17 protein-coding genes are annotated in these 20,313 nt (G+C 36.3%); 5 read left to right on the forward strand and 12 right to left on the reverse strand.

Annotation, left to right across the window (positions count from 1 at the left end; genetic code table 11):
• Positions 1–45: 45 nt before the first annotated feature.
• From JOC83_RS13155 to JOC83_RS13195, 9 genes are all read right to left on the reverse strand, one after another.
• Positions 46–1,512 carry a phytoene desaturase family protein gene (locus tag JOC83_RS13155; protein ID WP_205187777.1) on the reverse strand — a complete coding sequence of 489 codons (1,467 nt, stop codon included), beginning with the start codon at positions 1,510–1,512 and terminating at the stop codon, positions 46–48.
• The gene (locus tag JOC83_RS13160; RefSeq protein WP_338038912.1) at positions 1,509–2,636 is read right to left on the reverse strand and encodes a glycosyltransferase family 2 protein; all 1,128 of its coding nucleotides are present in this window, start codon (positions 2,634–2,636) and stop codon (positions 1,509–1,511) included. Before JOC83_RS13160 ends, JOC83_RS13155 begins: the two co-directional genes overlap by 4 nt.
• Positions 2,612–3,334 carry a lysophospholipid acyltransferase family protein gene (locus JOC83_RS13165; RefSeq protein ID WP_205187778.1) on the reverse strand — a complete coding sequence of 241 codons (723 nt, stop codon included), beginning with the start codon at positions 3,332–3,334 and terminating at the stop codon, positions 2,612–2,614. The genes JOC83_RS13160 and JOC83_RS13165 overlap by 25 nt, the downstream gene beginning before the upstream one ends.
• Positions 3,312–4,100 carry a carotenoid biosynthesis protein gene (locus JOC83_RS13170; RefSeq protein WP_205187780.1) on the reverse strand — a complete coding sequence of 263 codons (789 nt, stop codon included), beginning with the start codon at positions 4,098–4,100 and terminating at the stop codon, positions 3,312–3,314. The genes JOC83_RS13165 and JOC83_RS13170 overlap by 23 nt, the downstream gene beginning before the upstream one ends.
• Before the next feature lie 246 nt (positions 4,101–4,346).
• Complete coding sequence (locus tag JOC83_RS13175; RefSeq protein ID WP_205187782.1) at positions 4,347–4,826, reverse strand: hypothetical protein; 480 nt, start codon at positions 4,824–4,826, stop codon at positions 4,347–4,349.
• A gap of 706 nt (positions 4,827–5,532) precedes the next feature.
• A complete protein-coding gene (locus JOC83_RS13180) occupies positions 5,533–6,573 on the reverse strand; it encodes an anthranilate phosphoribosyltransferase (RefSeq protein WP_205187784.1) in 1,041 nt (346 codons plus the stop codon).
• 201 nt (positions 6,574–6,774) lie between these two features.
• Positions 6,775–7,578 carry a 3D domain-containing protein gene (locus JOC83_RS13185; RefSeq protein ID WP_205187785.1) on the reverse strand — a complete coding sequence of 268 codons (804 nt, stop codon included), beginning with the start codon at positions 7,576–7,578 and terminating at the stop codon, positions 6,775–6,777.
• A gap of 206 nt (positions 7,579–7,784) precedes the next feature.
• Positions 7,785–8,534, reverse strand: coding sequence for an oxygen-insensitive NADPH nitroreductase (gene nfsA, locus JOC83_RS13190; protein WP_205187787.1), 750 nt, complete (start codon positions 8,532–8,534; stop codon positions 7,785–7,787).
• A gap of 141 nt (positions 8,535–8,675) precedes the next feature.
• Positions 8,676–9,281: an alpha/beta hydrolase gene (locus JOC83_RS13195; RefSeq protein WP_205187984.1), complete on the reverse strand. Its 606-nt coding sequence runs from the start codon at positions 9,279–9,281 to the stop codon at positions 8,676–8,678.
• A 398-nt stretch (positions 9,282–9,679) separates the two neighbouring features.
• On the opposite strand from JOC83_RS13195, the gene JOC83_RS13200 reads away from it, so the two are divergent.
• Positions 9,680–11,479: a transglycosylase domain-containing protein gene (locus JOC83_RS13200; protein ID WP_205187788.1), complete on the forward strand. Its 1,800-nt coding sequence runs from the start codon at positions 9,680–9,682 to the stop codon at positions 11,477–11,479.
• Positions 11,480–11,566: 87 nt separating this feature from the next.
• Here the strand turns inward: JOC83_RS13200 and JOC83_RS13205 are convergent, their stop codons facing one another.
• Positions 11,567–11,776, reverse strand: a complete 210-nt coding sequence (locus tag JOC83_RS13205) for a hypothetical protein (protein WP_205187789.1) — start codon at positions 11,774–11,776, stop codon at positions 11,567–11,569.
• Positions 11,777–11,918: 142 nt separating this feature from the next.
• On the reverse strand, positions 11,919–13,250 hold the full coding sequence (locus JOC83_RS13210) for a polysaccharide biosynthesis protein (protein ID WP_205187791.1): 1,332 nt from the start codon (positions 13,248–13,250) through the stop codon (positions 11,919–11,921).
• A gap of 206 nt (positions 13,251–13,456) precedes the next feature.
• Between JOC83_RS13210 and JOC83_RS13215 the strand changes: the two genes are divergently transcribed.
• The 4 genes from JOC83_RS13215 (at position 13,457) to JOC83_RS20040 (ending at position 19,442) form a co-directional block, all read left to right on the forward strand.
• The gene (locus JOC83_RS13215; protein WP_205187793.1) at positions 13,457–15,979 is read left to right on the forward strand and encodes an EAL domain-containing protein; all 2,523 of its coding nucleotides are present in this window, start codon (positions 13,457–13,459) and stop codon (positions 15,977–15,979) included.
• A gap of 166 nt (positions 15,980–16,145) precedes the next feature.
• Complete coding sequence (gene folE2, locus JOC83_RS13220; protein WP_239583506.1) at positions 16,146–17,063, forward strand: GTP cyclohydrolase FolE2; 918 nt, start codon at positions 16,146–16,148, stop codon at positions 17,061–17,063.
• Between the two features lie 283 nt (positions 17,064–17,346).
• Positions 17,347–18,024, forward strand: a complete 678-nt coding sequence (locus tag JOC83_RS13225; protein WP_205187795.1) for a response regulator transcription factor — start codon at positions 17,347–17,349, stop codon at positions 18,022–18,024.
• A gap of 2 nt (positions 18,025–18,026) precedes the next feature.
• Positions 18,027–19,442 carry an ATP-binding protein gene (locus JOC83_RS20040; protein ID WP_205187797.1) on the forward strand — a complete coding sequence of 472 codons (1,416 nt, stop codon included), beginning with the start codon at positions 18,027–18,029 and terminating at the stop codon, positions 19,440–19,442.
• 54 nt (positions 19,443–19,496) lie between these two features.
• On the opposite strand, the gene JOC83_RS13235 is transcribed toward JOC83_RS20040, so the two are convergent.
• Positions 19,497–20,246 (reverse strand): FixH family protein, encoded by a 750-nt coding sequence (locus JOC83_RS13235; protein WP_205187799.1) that lies wholly within the window; start codon positions 20,244–20,246, stop codon positions 19,497–19,499.
• Positions 20,247–20,313: the final 67 nt, after the last annotated feature.

Below are 20,313 nucleotides of genomic sequence, written 5' to 3' on the forward strand. Positions count from 1 at the left end.
GAAAATGTCTATCATACAATTGTCCACTTCTCGTCATTTTTCTAATTAACGATATCTGTCAATTAGTAAGTGCCCCACGTTTAAACCGCTTATCGTTACCATTGGAGATCCTCCACCTGGATGAGTGGTTCCACCAACAAAATAGAGATGATCTACATCTTTTGCTACGTTGCTTGGACGCAAAAAACTGTCTATCTTTCGGTTTGAACTAATGCCATAGAGAGCCCCTCTATACGAACCAAATTTTCTTTCAATTTCGCTTGGTGTAACGACTTTTTCGACTGCTAGCTTAGACGAAACGTCTATCCCAAAGCTTTTTAGTTTTGTGTAGATGACTTCCTTGTACCCTTCCTCATCGATTTGTTGACCAGGTGTGACCGCCGGTGCATTCACTAAGATAAATAAGTTATCTCCTGGCGAAATGTCACGATCCGTATAAGATGAGTTGCAAATATAAATAGTCGGATCACTTGGTAACTGTTTTTTAACAAATAGCTCATGAAACTCTTGTTCATAGTTTCCTGAAAAGTACACTTGATGATGGATCAAGTTTTCATGCCGCTCTTTCGTTCCGGCCATAATGACATAGGCAGAGATCGATGGTTCATACGATTGTATTTTCTGATTTGAAAAACGAGGGCGATCTTCTTCTTTAACTAACATTGGATAAGCCTTTAATAAGTCCCCATTGACAACGACGATATCAGCATCAACTTTCTCTTTCCCTTTCAATTCTACCCCATTTATCCGTTTATCTTTCACGATTAATGTTTCGACCTCACAATTTGTATGAAGTGATCCACCGAGCTTTTCAAACACTTGCGCAAAAGCTTTTGCGATGTTTGTATTTCCACCTTTTACATAATAAACACCATCTGTCATTTCAAGATGACCAATTAACGCAAATGTTGCCGGTGATACGTAAGGCGAAGAGCCAATATAGGTAGCATAACGATTAAACGCATGACGAATGTTTTCATTTTCAAAATAACGTCGGTGAAACTGATCCATCGTTTCAAATGGTCGAACTTGTAAAAGAGCTTTTAGCAGTGAAAGGTTTGTGTAATCAGTCCAAGAAGAAAATGTACGATAAAAGAAATGCTTTTCGGCTGTTTCATATAAAAACTTTACATCTTCTAAATAATCCGAATAACTTACTTGTGCATGTGGATCTAACTGTTGAAATTGCTTTACCATGTCATCGTGATTGGTTGTCATTGCAAAGAATGATCCATCCATAAAATGATTATTTGTATGATGTTCAAGCTTTATCAATTCTAAATAGTCTTCTAATCTTTCACCTGCTTCTTCAAATACACGCTCGAATACAGTAGGCATTGTAATGGTATTTGGACCAAAATCAAATTGGTAATCATCAAGCTGAACAGGCATCATTTTTCCACCAACATGGTCATTTTTTTCAAAAATGGTTACATGAAATCCCGCTTTTACAAGAGTAATTCCAGTGGCAAGTCCACCAAGACCCGCTCCAACAATCACAACTTTTTTCATTGATAATGCCTCCCTTTCCATTCATAACCAATTCTTTGCACACCTCTCCACATAGAATGTTGCATTAGAGCAATTAATGCTAGTGCTGCAAACGGCATAGTCAAACACAAATACCATTTTTGCTTTGTAGCGATGTCAATCATTAACCGCTGAGTTAAGACGAGGAGAAGTGGGATTACTGCAAACCATTGACTAGTCAGTAATCCATAAATGAAAAGAGGTACAGGTAATACATAATAAGCAAAGAAAAACAAAGAAAGTGCGAGTAGAGATGCTGTTGAGCGTCCTAATCCTGTATAGATGTTTTTAGCAAAGCCATTCCATACTTCTTCATCTGATTCATACATAAAGCAAGATACGTGAGATGTAATATTCGCCAGCACTACTTTTAATCCCTTACGCTTAAACTGTTGTGCGAGATGAACATCTTCAATTAAAGATGATTGTACCGCTTCATGTCCACCTACTTTGTCATAATCCTTTCGTCTAAAGAACATAAATGCTCCGTGTGCGGCTGTTGCGGATGGGTAATTCGTATAATTCGCCAATAGCACAGGTAAATAAGTAAATACAACGACATGCTGCATAGGAACAATGAGAGATTCTAGCATGTGCTTAACTGGAAAACGTGAAAAGCCTGTTAGTAATGAACCGTTACGCTTTTCTATTAACGCAAGTGATTGTTCAACCGTATCACTTTTTAATGAGACATCAGCATCCAAAAACAACAGGTAATCACCGTTTGCACGCTTCGATAATTGATGACACGCATACACTTTGCCAACCCATTTGCTAGGTAGCGTGCTTCCATCAACAATTTTAAACCGATCATCATTTGCTGTTTCCCCTTCTAGAAGCTCTCTCGTCTTATCCGTGGATCCATCATCTAAAATGATGCATTCGAAATTTGGGTACGTAAGTAATTTAACGGCTCTTACTACTCGTTTAACATTACGCTCCTCGTTTCTCATTGGAATGAGAATAGACACCAATGGATAGGATTCTCGCTTCTTTTTTTGTTGATTGTTGAGCGTTGGTAGTAATGCAATGTTTAAAACTGTCCCTGCAGACAGTATAAGAAAAATGAGGACATAGACAATCATCTTTTCACCTTCACTTTCCACCACGTGAGCCACTCACTCATTGTTTTGTGTCCCTCTAAGAGAACATCAAATGAATCAAGCTCTTCTTTTGTGACTTTTTCACGTAATGCATCTAATTGTTTTGTCACCATTGTTTCCAAGTTGCTTGTTATTTTATCACGCGATTGATCTAAAAATGTTGACTGAGGGATTGATTTCCCAATCATAATAAACAATTCAGGTCGCTGATCGTGGCGAAATGTATAGTAAAATGTAATAGGAATAATCGTTACATCTTGCGTATGATCAAGGATGTATGAAACGCCTTTTGAAAATTGAAGAGGCCTTTTCTCTAAATGCTCTTCTTTTCCTTGAGGAAAAATCCAAACACTTTTTCTATCATTTAATAACTTTGCAGCAAATTGTAACGACTGTAGGATATGCTTTGGTGATGATGGATTAATGGAAAACGCACCTATTTTCTTAAAAAAAGAAAAATCGGTCATTCCTTGTTCTGACATCATCGCATAACTATCATGCTGGAGCTTTGCTTTATTCAAATAAAAGCAAAGCAGTCCATCCCACCAGCTAGAATGATTGGCAACAAAAATAGTGGGATCCTTTTTCAATGTATTTTCTTCTTCATAGAGATACACTTTATAGAAATGCTTCTTTAGTTGATGAATAACAAAGGGATAAAATAGCCGTTCAAATCGTTCACTTTTCTTTGGGTATAGCATGTAATTTCCCTCTCCAATAAAGTAGTAGTAGAACGAATAATGAAAGGGTCGTGACAATGAAACAAAGCCATAATTGTGCGGTGAGTGCAATGAGTAGAAACATACCAACAACTAATATGTATAAAACTACCATACGGTGCTCCCACAACGGTACATCTCTTTTGTCTTGACCTTTAAGTATTAGATAAAAGAAGATTTGGATAAAAAACGAAAGCACAAACCACCCCATAAAATTTGAAAACGGAATGTTGTAATACATACTTTCTGCTTCCCATACCCAGTATTGCTTGACAACGTATGCCACTGGATCAATAGCTAAATCCATAACCACTGCAAAAAGTGAAGTAATCGTTGCATAAGCAAATAGCCTTCCCCATTTAGGGATACGAATATTATTCATGACTTGAAGAGTTAACACCCGACTAGTCACCACAACCATTAACCATGCAAATCCGATTGTTAAAGGTACTCCCATTATTTGTACACCAAAGTCTTTTTCATAGTGATAAGACCCGAATAAAAAACCATATGTAACACCAAGCCACTCAGCAAAAATGGTAGCTGCAATGACAATAAGAGATAAGAGAGAGGCAAGTCGATAATTGTATGCTTTTACAAGATAAAGAAAAGCAAGTGAGCCACTAACGTATAAGAAAACGGAATTAGCCCATTCAAGCCACGGTGGCAATAAATCAAATGTTAATAAAACAACCCCACATATGTACCATAAAATAAAAAAGCGATAAATACTGTTTGATATTGACATGTACTTCCCCCTTATATTCATCATGAGTAGGGTGTTATTATAAAATGACTTTAATAGAATCTCTACTTTGGATGTGTTCATCAAGCATGTTCACTACCCTACTATATCATTCAGTCTTTCTATTTATGCCTATACCGCCTCTTTACACTTCCTCAACATCTTTCAAACCAAAAAACATCCCTTGCCCTTTATCCATTATGTTTCAGGATTTATGAAGCAAAAGATGTTATCAGTGTTTCCCCATAATTATTCTTTTTTTGTTTTATCATGATCATTAGCCTCTCTTTTTACTAACATCCATTGTATGAGAAAGCCAAGGACAAGACCAGGAATAACAGAGAGCATTGGTAACCAGACTGGGCCAAAAAAAACAGGGCCAATTATTACTTTTGAAGAATACATTAGACCTACTGTTACAATATAAGCACAACTAACAAATGGTAAATATGAATAGCGTGGCACATTTGGCTCTGCATCTTTAAATGCATCCCAAAGAGCGAAGAAATACAGACAAGGATAAAACATCAGCCATTGATAATTTGTAATAAGTGCAGCTTGATGAGTTTCGCCTAAAAAACTAAAGCGGATTGCCTCATTAAAATTTGCTTGAACATTAATTAAGAACTCTAAGCCAATGAATACAATACCTTTTATGTATTTATGATTAAGTAGTTGTCCAAATCCCGGTAAAGCAATACTCCAAAGAACCTTCTCCGTTCGATTCAATGTCCGTTCCTATCCCTTATAAATACTTGTTTGCAATGACATTGGTGATTGGTTATTTCGATTGGCTGAGGTAGGTATTCTTCATTATGTATCTTATTGAATAGATAAATGATGGCTCTTCTTTCACTCGACTCTTTAAACGCAATAAGCATAAAATCCCTCACAAACATATGTACTTGAATGAAACAAACGATTTATTTACAATGAGGCTCATCTACAAACGTATAACAAATAATCATTTGTGGTGATGTAAGGAAACAAAATGAAGCTAACTATTAGCGTAAATGTCACATTATTTTGTTACTATTTTGATTCATAAAGGGAATTTTATGCGTGTTCGTGTGTGAAAGGATTAAAAATGAACGTAAGTCATTCATTCTTTTCATTTTCAACAGACTATTCAGTTAATCCTGCTTTTTCATCCTATAAACCATCAACTGTGCGCTTTTTCTTTTCTTTTACCTCCATCATAACACTCATTCTATATAAGCCGCATTCTCTGTATAATTTGTTCATGCATACATTTCTCTTGGTTTAAAACACCTCTGTAGTTGAAAATAAAAAAAGAGCTAGTGAAGCATTCACTAGCTTGCCTAATTGTAGGCCACATTGTTGTTGATTTAAGTAGCATATAAGTAATTCATGATACTATTTCAGTATAATAGGTCTTTAGTCGTAAGTCTATAGTTTTATTTGTTGAAAGGCTTTAATAATGATTGCTTTTCCATTCTTGTAATTTTTTATAGCCTACTTTAGATTCAAGTTGTTTTTTCGCATAGTTTATCCCTTCTTCAATTGTTTCATTGTAGCCAAACAAATAATAACGAAGTCCAGCATTAAACACGACTTGATTGTAGGCGTATTCTAATTTTTCATCTTTCTCTCCATTTAAAATAGATAGAATCATATCTGCCTGTGTTTGTACAGGTATATTCTTATTAAATTTTTCTTCTTCTACATATAAATGATACTCTTTTGGATTAACGATGAAAGATTCCATTTCTCCATTAATGATTTTATAAACGAAGCTATTACGATGAACAGGTACGTCTTCAGACCCTTCTACTCCTTGCACAATATAAACTTGATCAAATGATAAGGACTCGAAAATAGGAGCAATTTTATTAATTGCTGTTCGATGAAATGCTCCCATCATAATAGAAGTTGCACCAGATAGGTTTAATAATTTTTCAGCTGTATTAATCAGTGTTCGAACACCAATTTCATGACGAATATGCTTAACGACTGATAACGGTGGAGAAAATTGTTCGACTTGAGCAAACCCAATATTTGTATAGGTAAGGTCATGCTTTATTTGTTGTGCATTTTTATCGGTATGTATCAATAATTCGTTTAAGACGTCTGCAATTGTTACACCAAATTTTGGTGGTAATGCTTCGCTACAATGTAAAAAAGCAGGAATTCCTCGTTCCGCAAGTAAAACTGAAACTGGAATGGTAGCAAAAAATGAATTTCTTCCTGCATAAGGACTTGCAAAGTCAATGGTACGCTTCTTTACGTCTTCTTCTAAGTCAATTTTATTTGTTAATGCACTAAATACGTCAACAAAAGCCAATAATTCATCAGGCATTTCCGTTTTTAACCGTTGAGCAATAAAAAAAGCGGCTACTTGTGCATCTGTTGCTTTCCCTTCCCCAATTTCTTTCGCTGCTTGCTTTGCTTGTTCATATGTTAAATCGTTTGAACCTCTTTTTCCTCTAGCAATCTCTTTTATCCATTGCTGCATAGATGTTCACGCCCTTCAAGTCAATTATCGTTATAATAGTACGAATATTCGTTATAGTCAAATTCCACTCGAATGCATCTTATACTTGCTATATGTTTACTAACGCTACTTAATAGGTACATGCTAAAAAAATCCCCGTCACTTTAAACGTGACGGGGATTTTTCTGAAGGACGTTGTAGACAAAGCTAAAAGCTTTTCTATTATTCAATAATTTTTACATTCACTTGACGATTGCCCCATTCTATTGCTTCTTGCTTCGATGGGATAAATACATCAATCTTGTTACCCTTAATGGCACCGCCTGTATCTGCAGCTGTTGCATAGCCATATCCATCTACATATACTTTAGACCCTAGTGGGATCACATTTGGATCAACAGCAATTACCTTTTCATTTGGGTTTGCTTTTAAATCTATTCCTGTAGCTGTTGTTCCACTACAGCCTTCACAGTTAGCTGTATAAGCTGTTGCTGTTACAGTTAGTTCATTTTTCACAACCATACCTTGATCTTCGTTTTGCACTGGCTCACTTGCTTGAGCTGGCTGTTCCGCTTCAGGCGATTTTTGCTCAGCCTTTGGAGTTGATTGCTCAATTGGTTGCTGTGCTACTGGTTGAGCTGCCTCTTGTTTTGAGGTTGCACCATTTACTTGAATGTTTAACTCATCACCAGGATAAATAGCATCTGAAGCCATGTTATTCCAGCTCATAATTTCTGGAACCGTTACCCCGTGCTGAGATGCAATTGCCCATAATGTATCACCAGGTTTAACCGTATGTGTCACTTCTTTTATAGTTGAAATAGTGATCTCCTGGTTTGGAAAGATAAGATCATTTGAAAGTTGATTGTTTTCTTTCAATTGATCAATGCTCACATTGTGATTTTGAGCAATTTTCCATAACGTATCTCCTTTTTGAACTTGATACGTTTCATGTGCCGACGCCCCTATAGCAAAACTGCTAGATAGTAAAGCTGTCGTTCCTAGAGTAAATATAAATTTCTTCATAAAGAATACCTCCTTATTTACCCGATGATAGAATCATAACATGTCCAGATTTCATAGCCATTACAGGAAGATTCTAGTTCGATTACAAGTTCAAACATAGATTACCATTACTTTGTAATGTTTCTGAATTTTTTTTCGACATAAATAGGAGGCTGCTCTAGACGTTCAAAAAGAAACTATTTTGACCTATTCAATTCGTTTTAGCTTCATTTACGATTAAAGCCTTTCTTTTCTACAAACTCTTTCATATACATACGAGTTGGCACAGATAACATCTCTGCCATTTGGCCCGTCCAGGTGTCTTTTCGTTTTCCATTTGTACGTTCATTATAATAGGAAGAGATTTGCTTGTTGTATTGTAGCAATTGATTTTTGTATACGTCATGATTTGATTCGTATACTTCTTCATGATACACATGCTCCATCGGCAAACGCGGCTTTTTATCCGCTTGATCAATCGGATAGCCCACTGTTAATCCAAACAATGGAACAACTCGCTTTGGTAGGTGTAACAACTCACTTACTTCTTCAAGGTTATTACGAAGTCCACCTATATAACAAACTCCAAGTCCCATTGATTCAGCGGCAATGGCTGCATTTTGTGCAGCTAACGATGCATCAATCAGGGCAACCATAAATTTTTCTGTACTTTCTAATGACGTAGTTACGTCTTTTTGCTCCATCTCTGCTACAACATCATGACGATGTAGATCTGCACAAAAGATAAATAGATGACCATTCTGTGCAACATACGGTTGATTACCTGCCAATTCAGCTAGCTTTTCTTTTGTATTTTTCTTCTTTACTCCAATGATAGAATAAGATTGAATATAGCTTGAAGTCGAAGCTGCTTGAGCGCTTTTTACTAAGGTTTGAATTTGTTTGTCGGTTAACGGTTCATCTTTGTATTGACGAATAGAACGATGATCTAAAATTGTTTCGATTACTGAATTCATCTTCTCTCTCCTCCTCACTAGTAGTAGATTAAGTCTATCAAAGTACACGTCATTTAACCAAACAGTTGCATTTGAACATATGAATATAAAAAATCCCTGTCACACAATGAACCGATGTGCAACAAGGATTTACTTTCTTTTTTATAATGTTTTTTCATACCATTCTTTGGCTGCTTCAATTTCACTACGTGTTAATTGATGTCCAAATGATTCCCAATGTACTTTTACAGAAGCACCTGCATCTTGTAATAGAGAGGTTAATTCACTTGTTTCTTCTGGTAAGCAGATTGGGTCATTGTCTCCTGCACCTATAAATACAGGTACATTTGCAAGTGATGGTAATGAAATTCCTCGACGCGGAACCATTGGATGAAATAAAAGAGCTCCTTTTAAAGATTGTTCGTAATGAAACAGTAAGCTGCCTGCTATATTCGCTCCATTCGAATAGCCGATGGCTACCACATGTTGACGATCAAATTCATATTTTTCTGCTGCTTCATTTAAGAATTCATGAAGCTCTTTTGTACGAAATTCGAGATCTTCAATATCAAATATGCCTTCTTGCAAACGACGGAAAAAGCGTGGCATTCCGTTTTCTAATACATTTCCTCTTACAGATAACACACTTGCTTGTGAATCAATCATAGATGCTATCGGTAATAAATCTTGTTCCGTTCCACCTGTACCATGAAGCATAAGCAAAACTCGTTTTGACTCATCGGCTCCTTTTTTAAACACATGTTTCATCATTTGATGAATCCTCCTTTTGTTGCCTTTTCACCTAAAAAAGGCTTCGCTTCTTTATCTATTTATTATAAAGAAGCACGAATTTATTGTAAAGCTTTTAATTCGAGATATTTTAATTAATGGATGTTCGTATATTCTCTAAAATCGTGAAACATAATAAGGTAAAAATAAATTTATGTTCATTTTAAAATGTGTGTCCAAATGGTGTTAAGCCATGATATTTGAATCATTTGTGCCACGTAAGTTCAACTGCTCTATTTTCTACGACGATGTTTGACTCATAATAAAAGAGGTTAAAAACAGGTAGATTTCCTTCTCTACTAAACCTTATTAGGCAACATACAACCACCAACAACAATTCATTTTTTATGAAGAAAAGGCTATTGGAGTGACTTAATATGAGAAAATACATCTTACTGTTTTTAAGCATCTTACTAGTTGTTATGCTTATCGCATCGTACATATTTAATCAAATGAAACAAACCGAGAATTTATCCTATGAAGAGTTACAGTCGGTGGAAAGTACCGTTATATATGATAAAGATGGCAATGAAGTAGATAAATTGTACAAAACTCTTCCACGCGAAAATGTTACGGTTGATGAGTTACCTGAACATGTGAAGATGGCTTTTATTGCAACTGAGGATCGTCGTTTTTATCAACATTTTGGTATTGATATTCAAGGGATTTTACGTGCAGCAGCCAAAAACATCGTGACGATGAGTAAAGCAGAAGGTGCAAGCACGATTACCCAGCAGCTAGCAAGAAATCTTTATTTATCAAATGAAAAAACAATAAAGCGTAAAGTGGATGAAATGTTTATTTCGATAGGCCTCGAACAAAACTTTACAAAAGATCAAATTTTGGAGCTATATGTCAACCAAATTTACTTTGGTAGTGGTGTATATGGAATTGGTGCTGCTTCTAAGCTTTATTTTAATAAAGAAGTTCAGGATTTAACGATTAGCGAAGCTGCTCTCCTCGCAGGGCTGCCAAAAGCTCCGAGCACCTACTCGCCTAGTGGCAATCCTGAAGCTGCACAAAAACGACGTAACGTTGTGTTAAAACTTATGCATGATCAAGAAGTAATTAATGAGACTGAATACGAAAACGCCCGTAATGAAGCTGTACAACAACCATCTGTACCCGTTAAAACGCAAAGTGATTATCAGGCATTTATTGATTATGCGGTTCAAGAAGCAAGTCAATTATATGATGTATCAACAGAAGATCTCTATGAAGGTGGGTACAAGATCTATACAAGGATCAATCGTAATTTACAAGATTCAATGAATGAAGCCGTAGACCGTTATTCATTTAGAGAAGATAGTAATGAAAAGATGGTCGAAGTTGGAATGGCTGCTGTTGACCCCGCTACTGGCTATATTTCAGCCCTTTACGGCGGTCGAGACTATACAAAAAATGGTTTAAACCGTGCAAATTCTTCTTATCAGCCTGGTTCAGTCATTAAGCCTTTATCGGTCTATGGCCCTGCCTTAGAAACCGGTGATTATACCTCAACTTCCATTTTAAAGGACGAACCAATCGATATTAGTGGGTATAAGCCAAGAAATGCTGACAATCGGTATCGAGGTGAAGTCACAATGGAGGAAGCGATTGCTCGGTCCCTAAACATTCCTGCAGTCTCATTATTAAATGAAATTGGTGTAGACAGAGGATTTGATTTTATTGAAGATGCTGGTATTACCCTCTCAGAGGATGATAAAAATTTAGCTTTAGCACTTGGTGGAATTACAGGAGGCTTCTCCCCCATTGAGCTGTCACAAAGCTATACCACTTTTGCTAATAATGGCGTCATGAATAAAGCAAGAGCGATTTCAGAGCTACACATGCGTGATGGTACCGTCATAGAACTAGAAAAGGAATCTGAAGAGCTAATGAAGAGTGAACACGCAAAAGAAATCACACAAATGCTTCAAAGTGTTGTTGAAAAGAGATATGGCACGGGTAGAAATGCTCGATCTTCTATCAAAATTGCTGGTAAAACAGGAACAACGCAGCTAAGTCAAGAAAACCGTGAAGCTAATAAAGATGCATGGTTTGTTGGATATAACACTGACCTTGTTCTTTCCATTCATGTTGGATTTGACCAACCTGACAATAATCATTATTTAAAAGGTGGAGGTGGTGACACTCCAGCAGAGTTATTTAGTGATATTATGAATCAAATGAGATAATGAAGCCTCAACAAATTGTGAAAGGAAAAGTTCCTGCCAAGTATATTTCTCAGGCAGGGACTTTTCCTTTTCATTGTCGATTCATCATTATCCTCTCATGATAATCGCTGTAACAGTGGCAACAATAAAGTTTGGGATACCAAACCACAGTAACTGAATAGACCAAGGTAACTTAGGAGTTCCCCTTTGCTCCTCTTTACGAACAACCAATGGAATGTTTTTGTCCATCGGTCCAATAAAAACAAGCGCTAACAAGAACGACAAAAAACCAGTTAATCCACAGATAATGAGTAACATGCTCCAATTATTTAGAGAAATCGATAAAATCGTAGCTACTAAGACGACACTTATCCCTGTAAAAAATGAACGTTTGATACTACCGCCTCCTCACCCTTTCTTTAAATGTATGAACCATGAACGTTGTTTTATCCCTGTTATCCTACGTTGATTGAGGTTTATGTCTTAACGAAAAAAACGAAACATTTGTAGCTCGACAAATGGTGACGTAATGAAGCAAGGTTAGTAATACCACTCCTGTGTTCATACCAATCATAATTCCGCTCATTCCAATTTCTGTTTGAGACCCTAAAAAAAACATTAATGAAAAAGACACAATATGTGACCATATCGTGTGAAACAATGCATCTTTCACAAGGCCTAATCCAATTAAATAAGCTTGCAGCGGAATGGCAAAGAAATGAAAGATAAAATAGGGCCATAATGAGCGCAAATAGTAGGTAGCTTCTGTTGAGTGAAAAAACAGATTTGTAAGTGGCTCGGCAAACGCATACATCACAACGATTGATGGTACTCCGTATAATATCGTTAGATACATACTTTGTTTTAATAAATGTTGCAGCTTACCTATATCTTTCTTTGAATGAGCCTGAGAAACAGCTGGTATTAATGCGACTAATAACGAATGAGCAAAGAAGGCTGGAAAAAAACCGATGGTCATTGCTACTCCCGTCAGCATTCCAAAGTGCTGAGTCGCAACTCCTATCGTCATTCCTGAAATGACAAGTGCTTTTTTTATTAGGAAAGGCTGAAATGCATTGCAAACTGCATTAAATAATCGTAGACCAGTCGTTGGTAATGATACGCTAAGGAGTTCTTTTCTAACTTGAACAGGTGTTAATGTTGATCGGTATCCTTTTCGGATGACATTCATTTGTGTAACATATGTGAGAAAAAAATAGAGAAGAATGACAGCCTCTGTACCAATTAACGTACAAACTGCTACAAGTAATGAAGTCGTTATATGACCAAAATGAAACATTTGAAAAACCACAAATAAAATAGTTAGTTGAACGGCTTTACGAATAAAGCTTGAAATAGCAATGGTTGTCATGTTATTTTTACCCGTAAAATAGCCTCGAAGCACAGCCGAAAATGCGACGATTGGAATAAACAGTAACACAACCCATTTCAATTGAGGGTGATAGTGCTCAAAGAATGGAAAGATGGTTATTACAATAAATGTGAGAAGAAAGAAGATAATGCTAATAAAGGTTGCAAATCGAGTCGCGTGTTTAATCATATGTGGATGTTCTTTTTGATCGTGTTCTGCAATAAATTTTGAGATGGAGATTGGTAATTCTAGATTGGCGACTGTCGCAATTAGAAAGATAACAGGAAGAACAGACATGTACATCCCCATTCCTTCTTTTCCTAATTCTCTAGCTAATACCATATTTACAAGAAATTCTATTAATTCACTTACAAATGCAGCGCCGGCTAATATAAATGTTCCTTTTAAAAACGTATTCATGATTCTTATCTCCCTTACACCTTGTCCTCTATAAAAACTATATGTAAGAAATAAAAAGATAAGTCCAAACCCAATTACTTATTTCTCAATAATGATTTAGATAAAATACCATTTTACACTAAAAATAGATTTCTTCTTTATAAAAAAATGGTAAAATAGAACTACTATTTTTCATTACTTTTAGAAACATGTAGAGAGGTACATACGTGAATAACTTATTACTAGCACCTTACGAAGCAGTTTTATATGATATTCCTTCAATTGCTTTTATAACAGATAGCGCAGGCTTCATTGTTTCATTTAATGATTTTTTCTTGCAATTTCTTCGGTGCGATGAGAATGAGCTACTATATCAATCATTTGAACGTTTCGTACAAAATAAAAACAATGTCTCATTCACTCAGCTCTTTTTCAGTGAAAAACTCATTGCATCCATTGATTGTAATATTCAAGCAGCTACGAATTATATTCCGGTACAGCTAACAAGAAAACGAATTTCGATGAGCAATCAAGAAACGTTCTATTTATGCACCATCATCAACCTGACTGAAGAAAGAAACATTCATACCATTTTAAAAAGACAGCGGCATATTCATCAATTAATTGCTCAAAATACATCTTTATCAGAGATATTAAACGAGATTGCCTTAACTGTTGAATCACTACATCCTGACCTCATTTGTTCGATTTTATTGTTAGATAATAGCACTGGCAAACTTTCTTATGGAGCTGCACCAAACTTACCAGATGAATATATTAACAGTTTAAATGATATTGAGATTGGACCAAGTGTTGGCTCTTGTGGTACGGCTGCTTTTCAAAAAGAAGAAATTTTCGTTGGAAACATAAAAGAAAGCCCATTATGGGAAGGCCTCAACAACTTTGCTCTTAAACATGGATTACAATCTTGCTGGTCAACACCTATCTTTTCATCAACAAATCATGTAGTAGGCACATTTGCCATTTATTATCGTACGATTCAAGACTTCCCTAGCTATGAACAACGCAAAACGGTCGATGCTTTTTCGCATTTAGCGGGGGTTGCGATTGAAAATAAACAAACTAAAAAAGAATTAATGGAACGAGAAAAATGGTTTCACTCGTTGTTTTACAATAATATTGACCCTGTTTATTCATTAAACCTTGAAGGGGAATTTGTTGAAGTAAATGAAGCCACTGTTCAAGTAAGTGGTTATTCGCGTCATGAGTTAATTGGTCATTCTTTTATCCCTTACATACACCCTGAGGATCTTTCCATTTCTTTAGAAGCATTTGAAAGATCAAAGCAAGGAAAACCACAAACAATTGAAATCAGAATTTTTCATCAATCAAAATCTATTATCTATTTAACGGTAACAACAACCCCTGTTGTTATGGATGGAAACGTGACGAACATTTTCGTTATTGGTAAAGATATGACTGCTCAAAAAGCATACGAAACAACCATTCATGAAATGGCCTACCATGATCCGTTGACAAACTTGCCAAACCGTCGGCTCTTTGAAAAGAAAGTCAATGAAGCAATGACCACTCATCAAGAGCTTGCTGTTTTGTATATTGATTTAGATCGATTTAAATATGTGAATGATACATTTGGACATGAAGTTGGTGACGATCTTTTATTAACCATTTCTCATTTGCTACAAACAAATGTAAATAAAGATGCACTTGTCGCTAGATTGGGCGGCGATGAATTCACCATTTTATTGCCTTCCATTCATGAAAAAGAATGTGCCATTCAACTAGCTGAACATATCTTATCGTTATTACAACAATCTTTCTTTATTCGAGGTCATTACGTTCATGTTACGCCAAGCATCGGGGTTGCTTTTTATCCAAATGATGGGATTAATAGTCACTTGCTTATGAAGCATGCTGATATCGCGATGTATGAAGCAAAAAAGAAAGGAAGAAATCGCTGCTGTGTATATGAACCGCATATGAATGAATCGGCCGTTACTTCATATGAGCTAGAAGGAGCACTTCGTCGGGCGATTCAATTTAATGAGCTTTCGCTTGTTTATCAGCCGATTATTCATATGCAATCTAAAAAGCTAACTGCGGTTGAAGCACTAGTGAGATGGAATCACTCAACGCTCGGTCCTATTCCTCCTGATCAGTTTATTACAATTGCAGAGGAAAACGGCTTCATTCATCCATTAGGGTATTGGGTGCTAGAAACTGCCTTTCACCAATTTAGTGTTTGGCAACAAAGAGCACAAGCGCCACCTCGCATAGCAATTAATATTTCTGTCCGTCAATTGCAAAACAGCCATTTTGCACAAGATGTTATTCAGTTACTTCAAAAGTATAATCTATCCGCGTCTAGTGTTGAGTTAGAAGTGACAGAAAGTACGATTATGAAAAACGAAAAAATTGTAGTGGAAAACTTGAGTCAATTAAAAGAAATCGGTGTAAGTATATCTATCGATGATTTTGGGACAGGTTATTCTTCTCTTAGTTACTTAAAGCGCTTTTCCGTTAACAAGTTAAAAATTGATCGATCATTTGTAAGTGACCTGCCTCAGCATGGCTTTAGTAGTACCATTACGAGTGCGTTAATTTCTCTTGCGCAACAACTTAATATTGAAGTAGTAGCTGAAGGTGTAGAAACAGATGAGCAATTTGAGTTTTTAAAATCGCTACACTGCGAAGAAGCTCAAGGATATTTATTCAGTCACCCCTTACCAGGCGAAGAGCTGATGAAAAAAGAATTTTTCAACCCCTAATTTAATTGGGTTAGCACATTGAACTACGACATTTACATATGAATCTATTACAATAGAGAGCATTCAGAAATGATTAAAACTTGCAATCTGAGAGAAAACTAGGTAAAATTTCTCAAGATTCATCCATTTTATCACGCTATGATTTAATGGAGAGAGGAGTATGACTATGACAACTATGACAACAATCCAATTACCATCTAAAGAGGAAAGACATAAATTATTTGGCTCAGTAGAACCTGGTCGAAAGACAAAGCCTACAAAAAAAGAGGACATGCCTGATTTACAAAATACTAAGCGTGACTTTTTATTTCATATTGAAGCTGTTGGTATTTCCAATGTAAAAATGCCGGTTATCGTTGAATCAACTATTTCACCGATGACACAAACGACAATCGCTACATTCGCTCTAACATCCTCTGTATCTCGAGATGCAAAAGGAACAAATATGAGCCGATTTACAGAACTATTAGAGCAGTATCGTGTAAATGGAGGATTCGATCTTTCGTTCTCAACATTGTCACGCTTTATTGTTGAACTAGCCGATCGTCTTGGTGTGGAAGATGCTAAAGTTGATATTTCCTTCCCTTGGTTCTATGAGCAAGCAGCACCTGCATCAGGATTATCTGGTTTAAACCATGCAGAAGCGCGCATGACAATAGACTACAACAAACAAACAGGGATTAAAAAATCAGTTGGCTTAACAGCTGTTGTAAAAACGCTATGCCCTTGCTCGAAAGAAATTAGTGAGTATAGTGCACATAATCAACGTGGTAATGTCATTGTTGATACACGTTTAGCAGATGATGTAACAGATGCAGTTGATTGGAAATCCGCTCTTTTAGAAGCAATTGAATCAAATGGAAGTGCAAAAATTCATCCGATTTTAAAGCGTCCAGATGAAAAAATGGTGACAGAGCAAGCTTATGAGAATCCACGCTTTGTGGAAGATATGGTTCGATTAGTTGCAGCTGACTTGTATGAATACGAGTTTGTAGAAGCATTTACGGTTTCATGCCGAAATGAAGAGTCCATTCACCTTCACGATGCGATTGCTCGAATTACATTTGACAAAACAGCTCAATAAAAAGCGACTGAGACATAGGTGAGTAAAACGAAAACAAGAAGATTTATAGGCAACATCTCTTTCCTCTTTATCCTTTGATGTTTCTGGATTTTAGGAGCAAGGAATGTTAAGGGCTGAGCCAAACAGGTGTATTTTCCCCCTGTTGTCTCAGCCCTTTTTATTTATAAAGAAAGCTTGAAAAATGTTTAAATAATGTCAAGAAGTTTCACCTATTTTTCACAATTTACGCTTATAATTTAAGAATACATGAACTGTATTTGATAGATGAAAGGTGTTTACATAAATGGACAAACTAAAGCTTTTAATTATCGATGACGAACCTGATATGAGGCAAATGTTATCTTTATACTTACATAAAGAAGGCTACGAGTGTATGGAAGCAGAAAATGGTGTAGAAGCATTGAAGATACTTGATCACTATAGCCCTTCTCTTATTTTAGTTGATGTAATGATGCCTCTTCTAGATGGATTTACATTAGCACGTAAAATTCGTGAAACTTACACATGCCCACTTATTTTTTTAACAGCTCGTGGAGAAGAATGGGACCGCATTCATGGATTAAAATTAGGAGCAGATGATTATATAGTAAAGCCTTTTAGCTTAGGAGAATTATCAGCAAGAATTGAAGCTGTATTACGAAGAAGCAATGAAAATTACCTCTCCTCCAAGTTAACGACTACATTTGGTATATTGTCGTTTGATCAGCTCGGACGAAAAGTGTACGTCAATGAACATGAAGTATCTCTTACTCTAAAAGAATATGAGCTTCTTCTTTTTCTTTGTCGTCACCCTGGTCAAGTTTTTTCACGTGAACATCTGCTTGAAAAGATCTGGGGAATGGATTACATAGGGAGTGAACGAACCGTTGATACACATATTAAGACTCTGCGACTCAAATTAAACGAAGCGGGTACAATTGTGAAAACCGTATGGGGCGTTGGCTATAAGGCTGAGGTGTAAATGTGAAGCTTAATTGGCATTCTTACGCACTTCATACGAAAATACGTATTGTGATTAGTTGTTTCATTTTATTTTCCATTTTATTTTCCTTTCTTTTCATCCACTTTCTCTATAAAGATTTGTATGTGAAGAAAATAGAACAATCACTAATCACAGAAGGAAACATGATTGCTGCTCATTATCATAGCGGTGAAATTCCTCCTTTTCTAATTGGTAATGTAAATTGGCATAATACCATTTCAGAAGCCGAAGTCATGATTTTTAACGATCCTCGTGAGTTAAGTATGTATACGATTTTTAACAATGATGATCAGGCCGTTATTTCTGAGAAAGAACGTGAGCAATTGTTAAAAGGTCAGCATCTTGTAAAGCATGGATACGAAAAGAAATTTGAACGAAACATTATCGGTGTCATTACCCCCCTTCTGGATAATAAAGATGGTCACCTAGCAGGTATCGTTTATTTGTATTTTCCCCTCCCTTCTATTTACGAGGTGTTTAACAAAGCTACGCCTATTTTAATTGGAACAGGGATCATTGTGTTTGCATTGCTATTTCTCATTGGAGATCGACTAACTAAATCACTTATCCATCCAATTAAAAAGATGAAAATATTTTCACAGTCCGTTGCAACAGAAGATTTTTCTGCACGCGTGTATATAAAAAATGAAGATGAGTTTGGTCAACTTGCTCGTGCCTTTAATCAAATGGCTCAAGTACTCGAGCAATCTGATCAACAAAAAAAAGAATTTCTAGCAAACGTTGCTCATGAGCTTCGTACCCCACTTAGTTATGTAAAAGGCTATAGTGAAATGCTAGAGCAAAATTTATTTAATAGCGAGGAAGAACGAAAGCAATATTTATCTCTGATTCGCCGTGAGTCGGAACGAATGAACCGACTTGTAAAAGATTTATTAGATCTCGCACAGCTCGAAACGAGCAATTACCAGTTAATGAAGCAACCATTAGTTTTTGCACAATTAATCGAAGAAACAACTCATTCTTTTTCATTAAAAGCAAAAGAAAAGAACATTTCAGTTTCCTCTCATTTAGATCATGACTTAATCATTAATGGAGATCATAATCGGCTTCAACAAGTGTTCTATAACTTGTTACAAAATGCGATCCGCTACACGAATGAAGGTGGCTTTGTCCATATTGAATTAAAAAAAGACCACAACGTAATAATGGCTTCTGTTGCAGATACAGGCATTGGAATGGATGCTGAAAGTCTTGCTCGTATCGGCGAACGCTTCTATCGTGCTGATAAAGCGAGAACGCGTGAAAAAGGTGGAACAGGATTAGGTATTGCTATTGTCAAACAAATTGTTGAACGTCACAATGGCACGCTATGTATAAACAGTGAATTGGGTAAAGGAACTACAGTCTTCATTCAATTTCCTTATGAAGAAATGTAAAGCTAAAAAGACTTTGTCGCGAAGAAAGGATTGATTCGTGACAAAGTCTTTTTATTATTTTACATCAATGTTTATCGTTGTGTGTTCATGAAGTCCTTGATCGTTTTCAACATGAACTTGTACATGATAAGTCCCTGCTTCAGTGAAAATGTAAGGTGCATCATAAGTAGGCGTATCTTCTTGCTCTGTTGTATTAACCCAGTCGTGCTTAGTTGCCCCTTCTTTCCAAATTTCAAATCGGACATCTGCTTGCTTTAATGGTTGTTCGTTCACCTCGACTGTAACAGACAATGTCGTCTCTTCTTCTTTTATAGCAGAAGTTGGGTTCAGACTAATGGCAGCACCTTGATGGTGATCACTTTCTTGTGCATGTTGCTCATCTACGGGAGAATGTTCCACAGCTTTCACATTTCCTACGACTACGTTCATTTTAGGCATATTATGAGACTTTCTTGCTGTAACATGTGATTGAATCGTATACATACCTTCTTCAGAAAATGCTTTCGTAATACTATAGACGCCTTCTCCTTCATGTTTTGCATCAATCATTTCACTTTCTTCTTTCTTTTCACTTTCCCATACTTCAAACTGTACATCATCTGCATCATCTACTTTCTCATCCCCATGCGTAACCGTTGCTTTGAACGTGACTTCTTCGTCAAGATTCACTTTTTCCGGACCTGTTAGATCCACTTCAAGCATTTTAGGTTCCTCTTCGGCTACAGGATCATTCGTAGAATTCCCTTGTCCACATGCACCTAAGAAAGTGAGAGATAGTGCAAGTAAAAACACAGCTTTTTTCATATGTATCAACCTTTCATCTGTTTGAACTCTATGCATTTCAACCTTTATTCTATCACGTTGTCGTTGA

Origin of the sequence: Priestia iocasae (assembly GCF_016909075.1) — a bacterium.
GTDB lineage: Bacteria > Bacillota > Bacilli > Bacillales > Bacillaceae_H > Priestia > Priestia iocasae.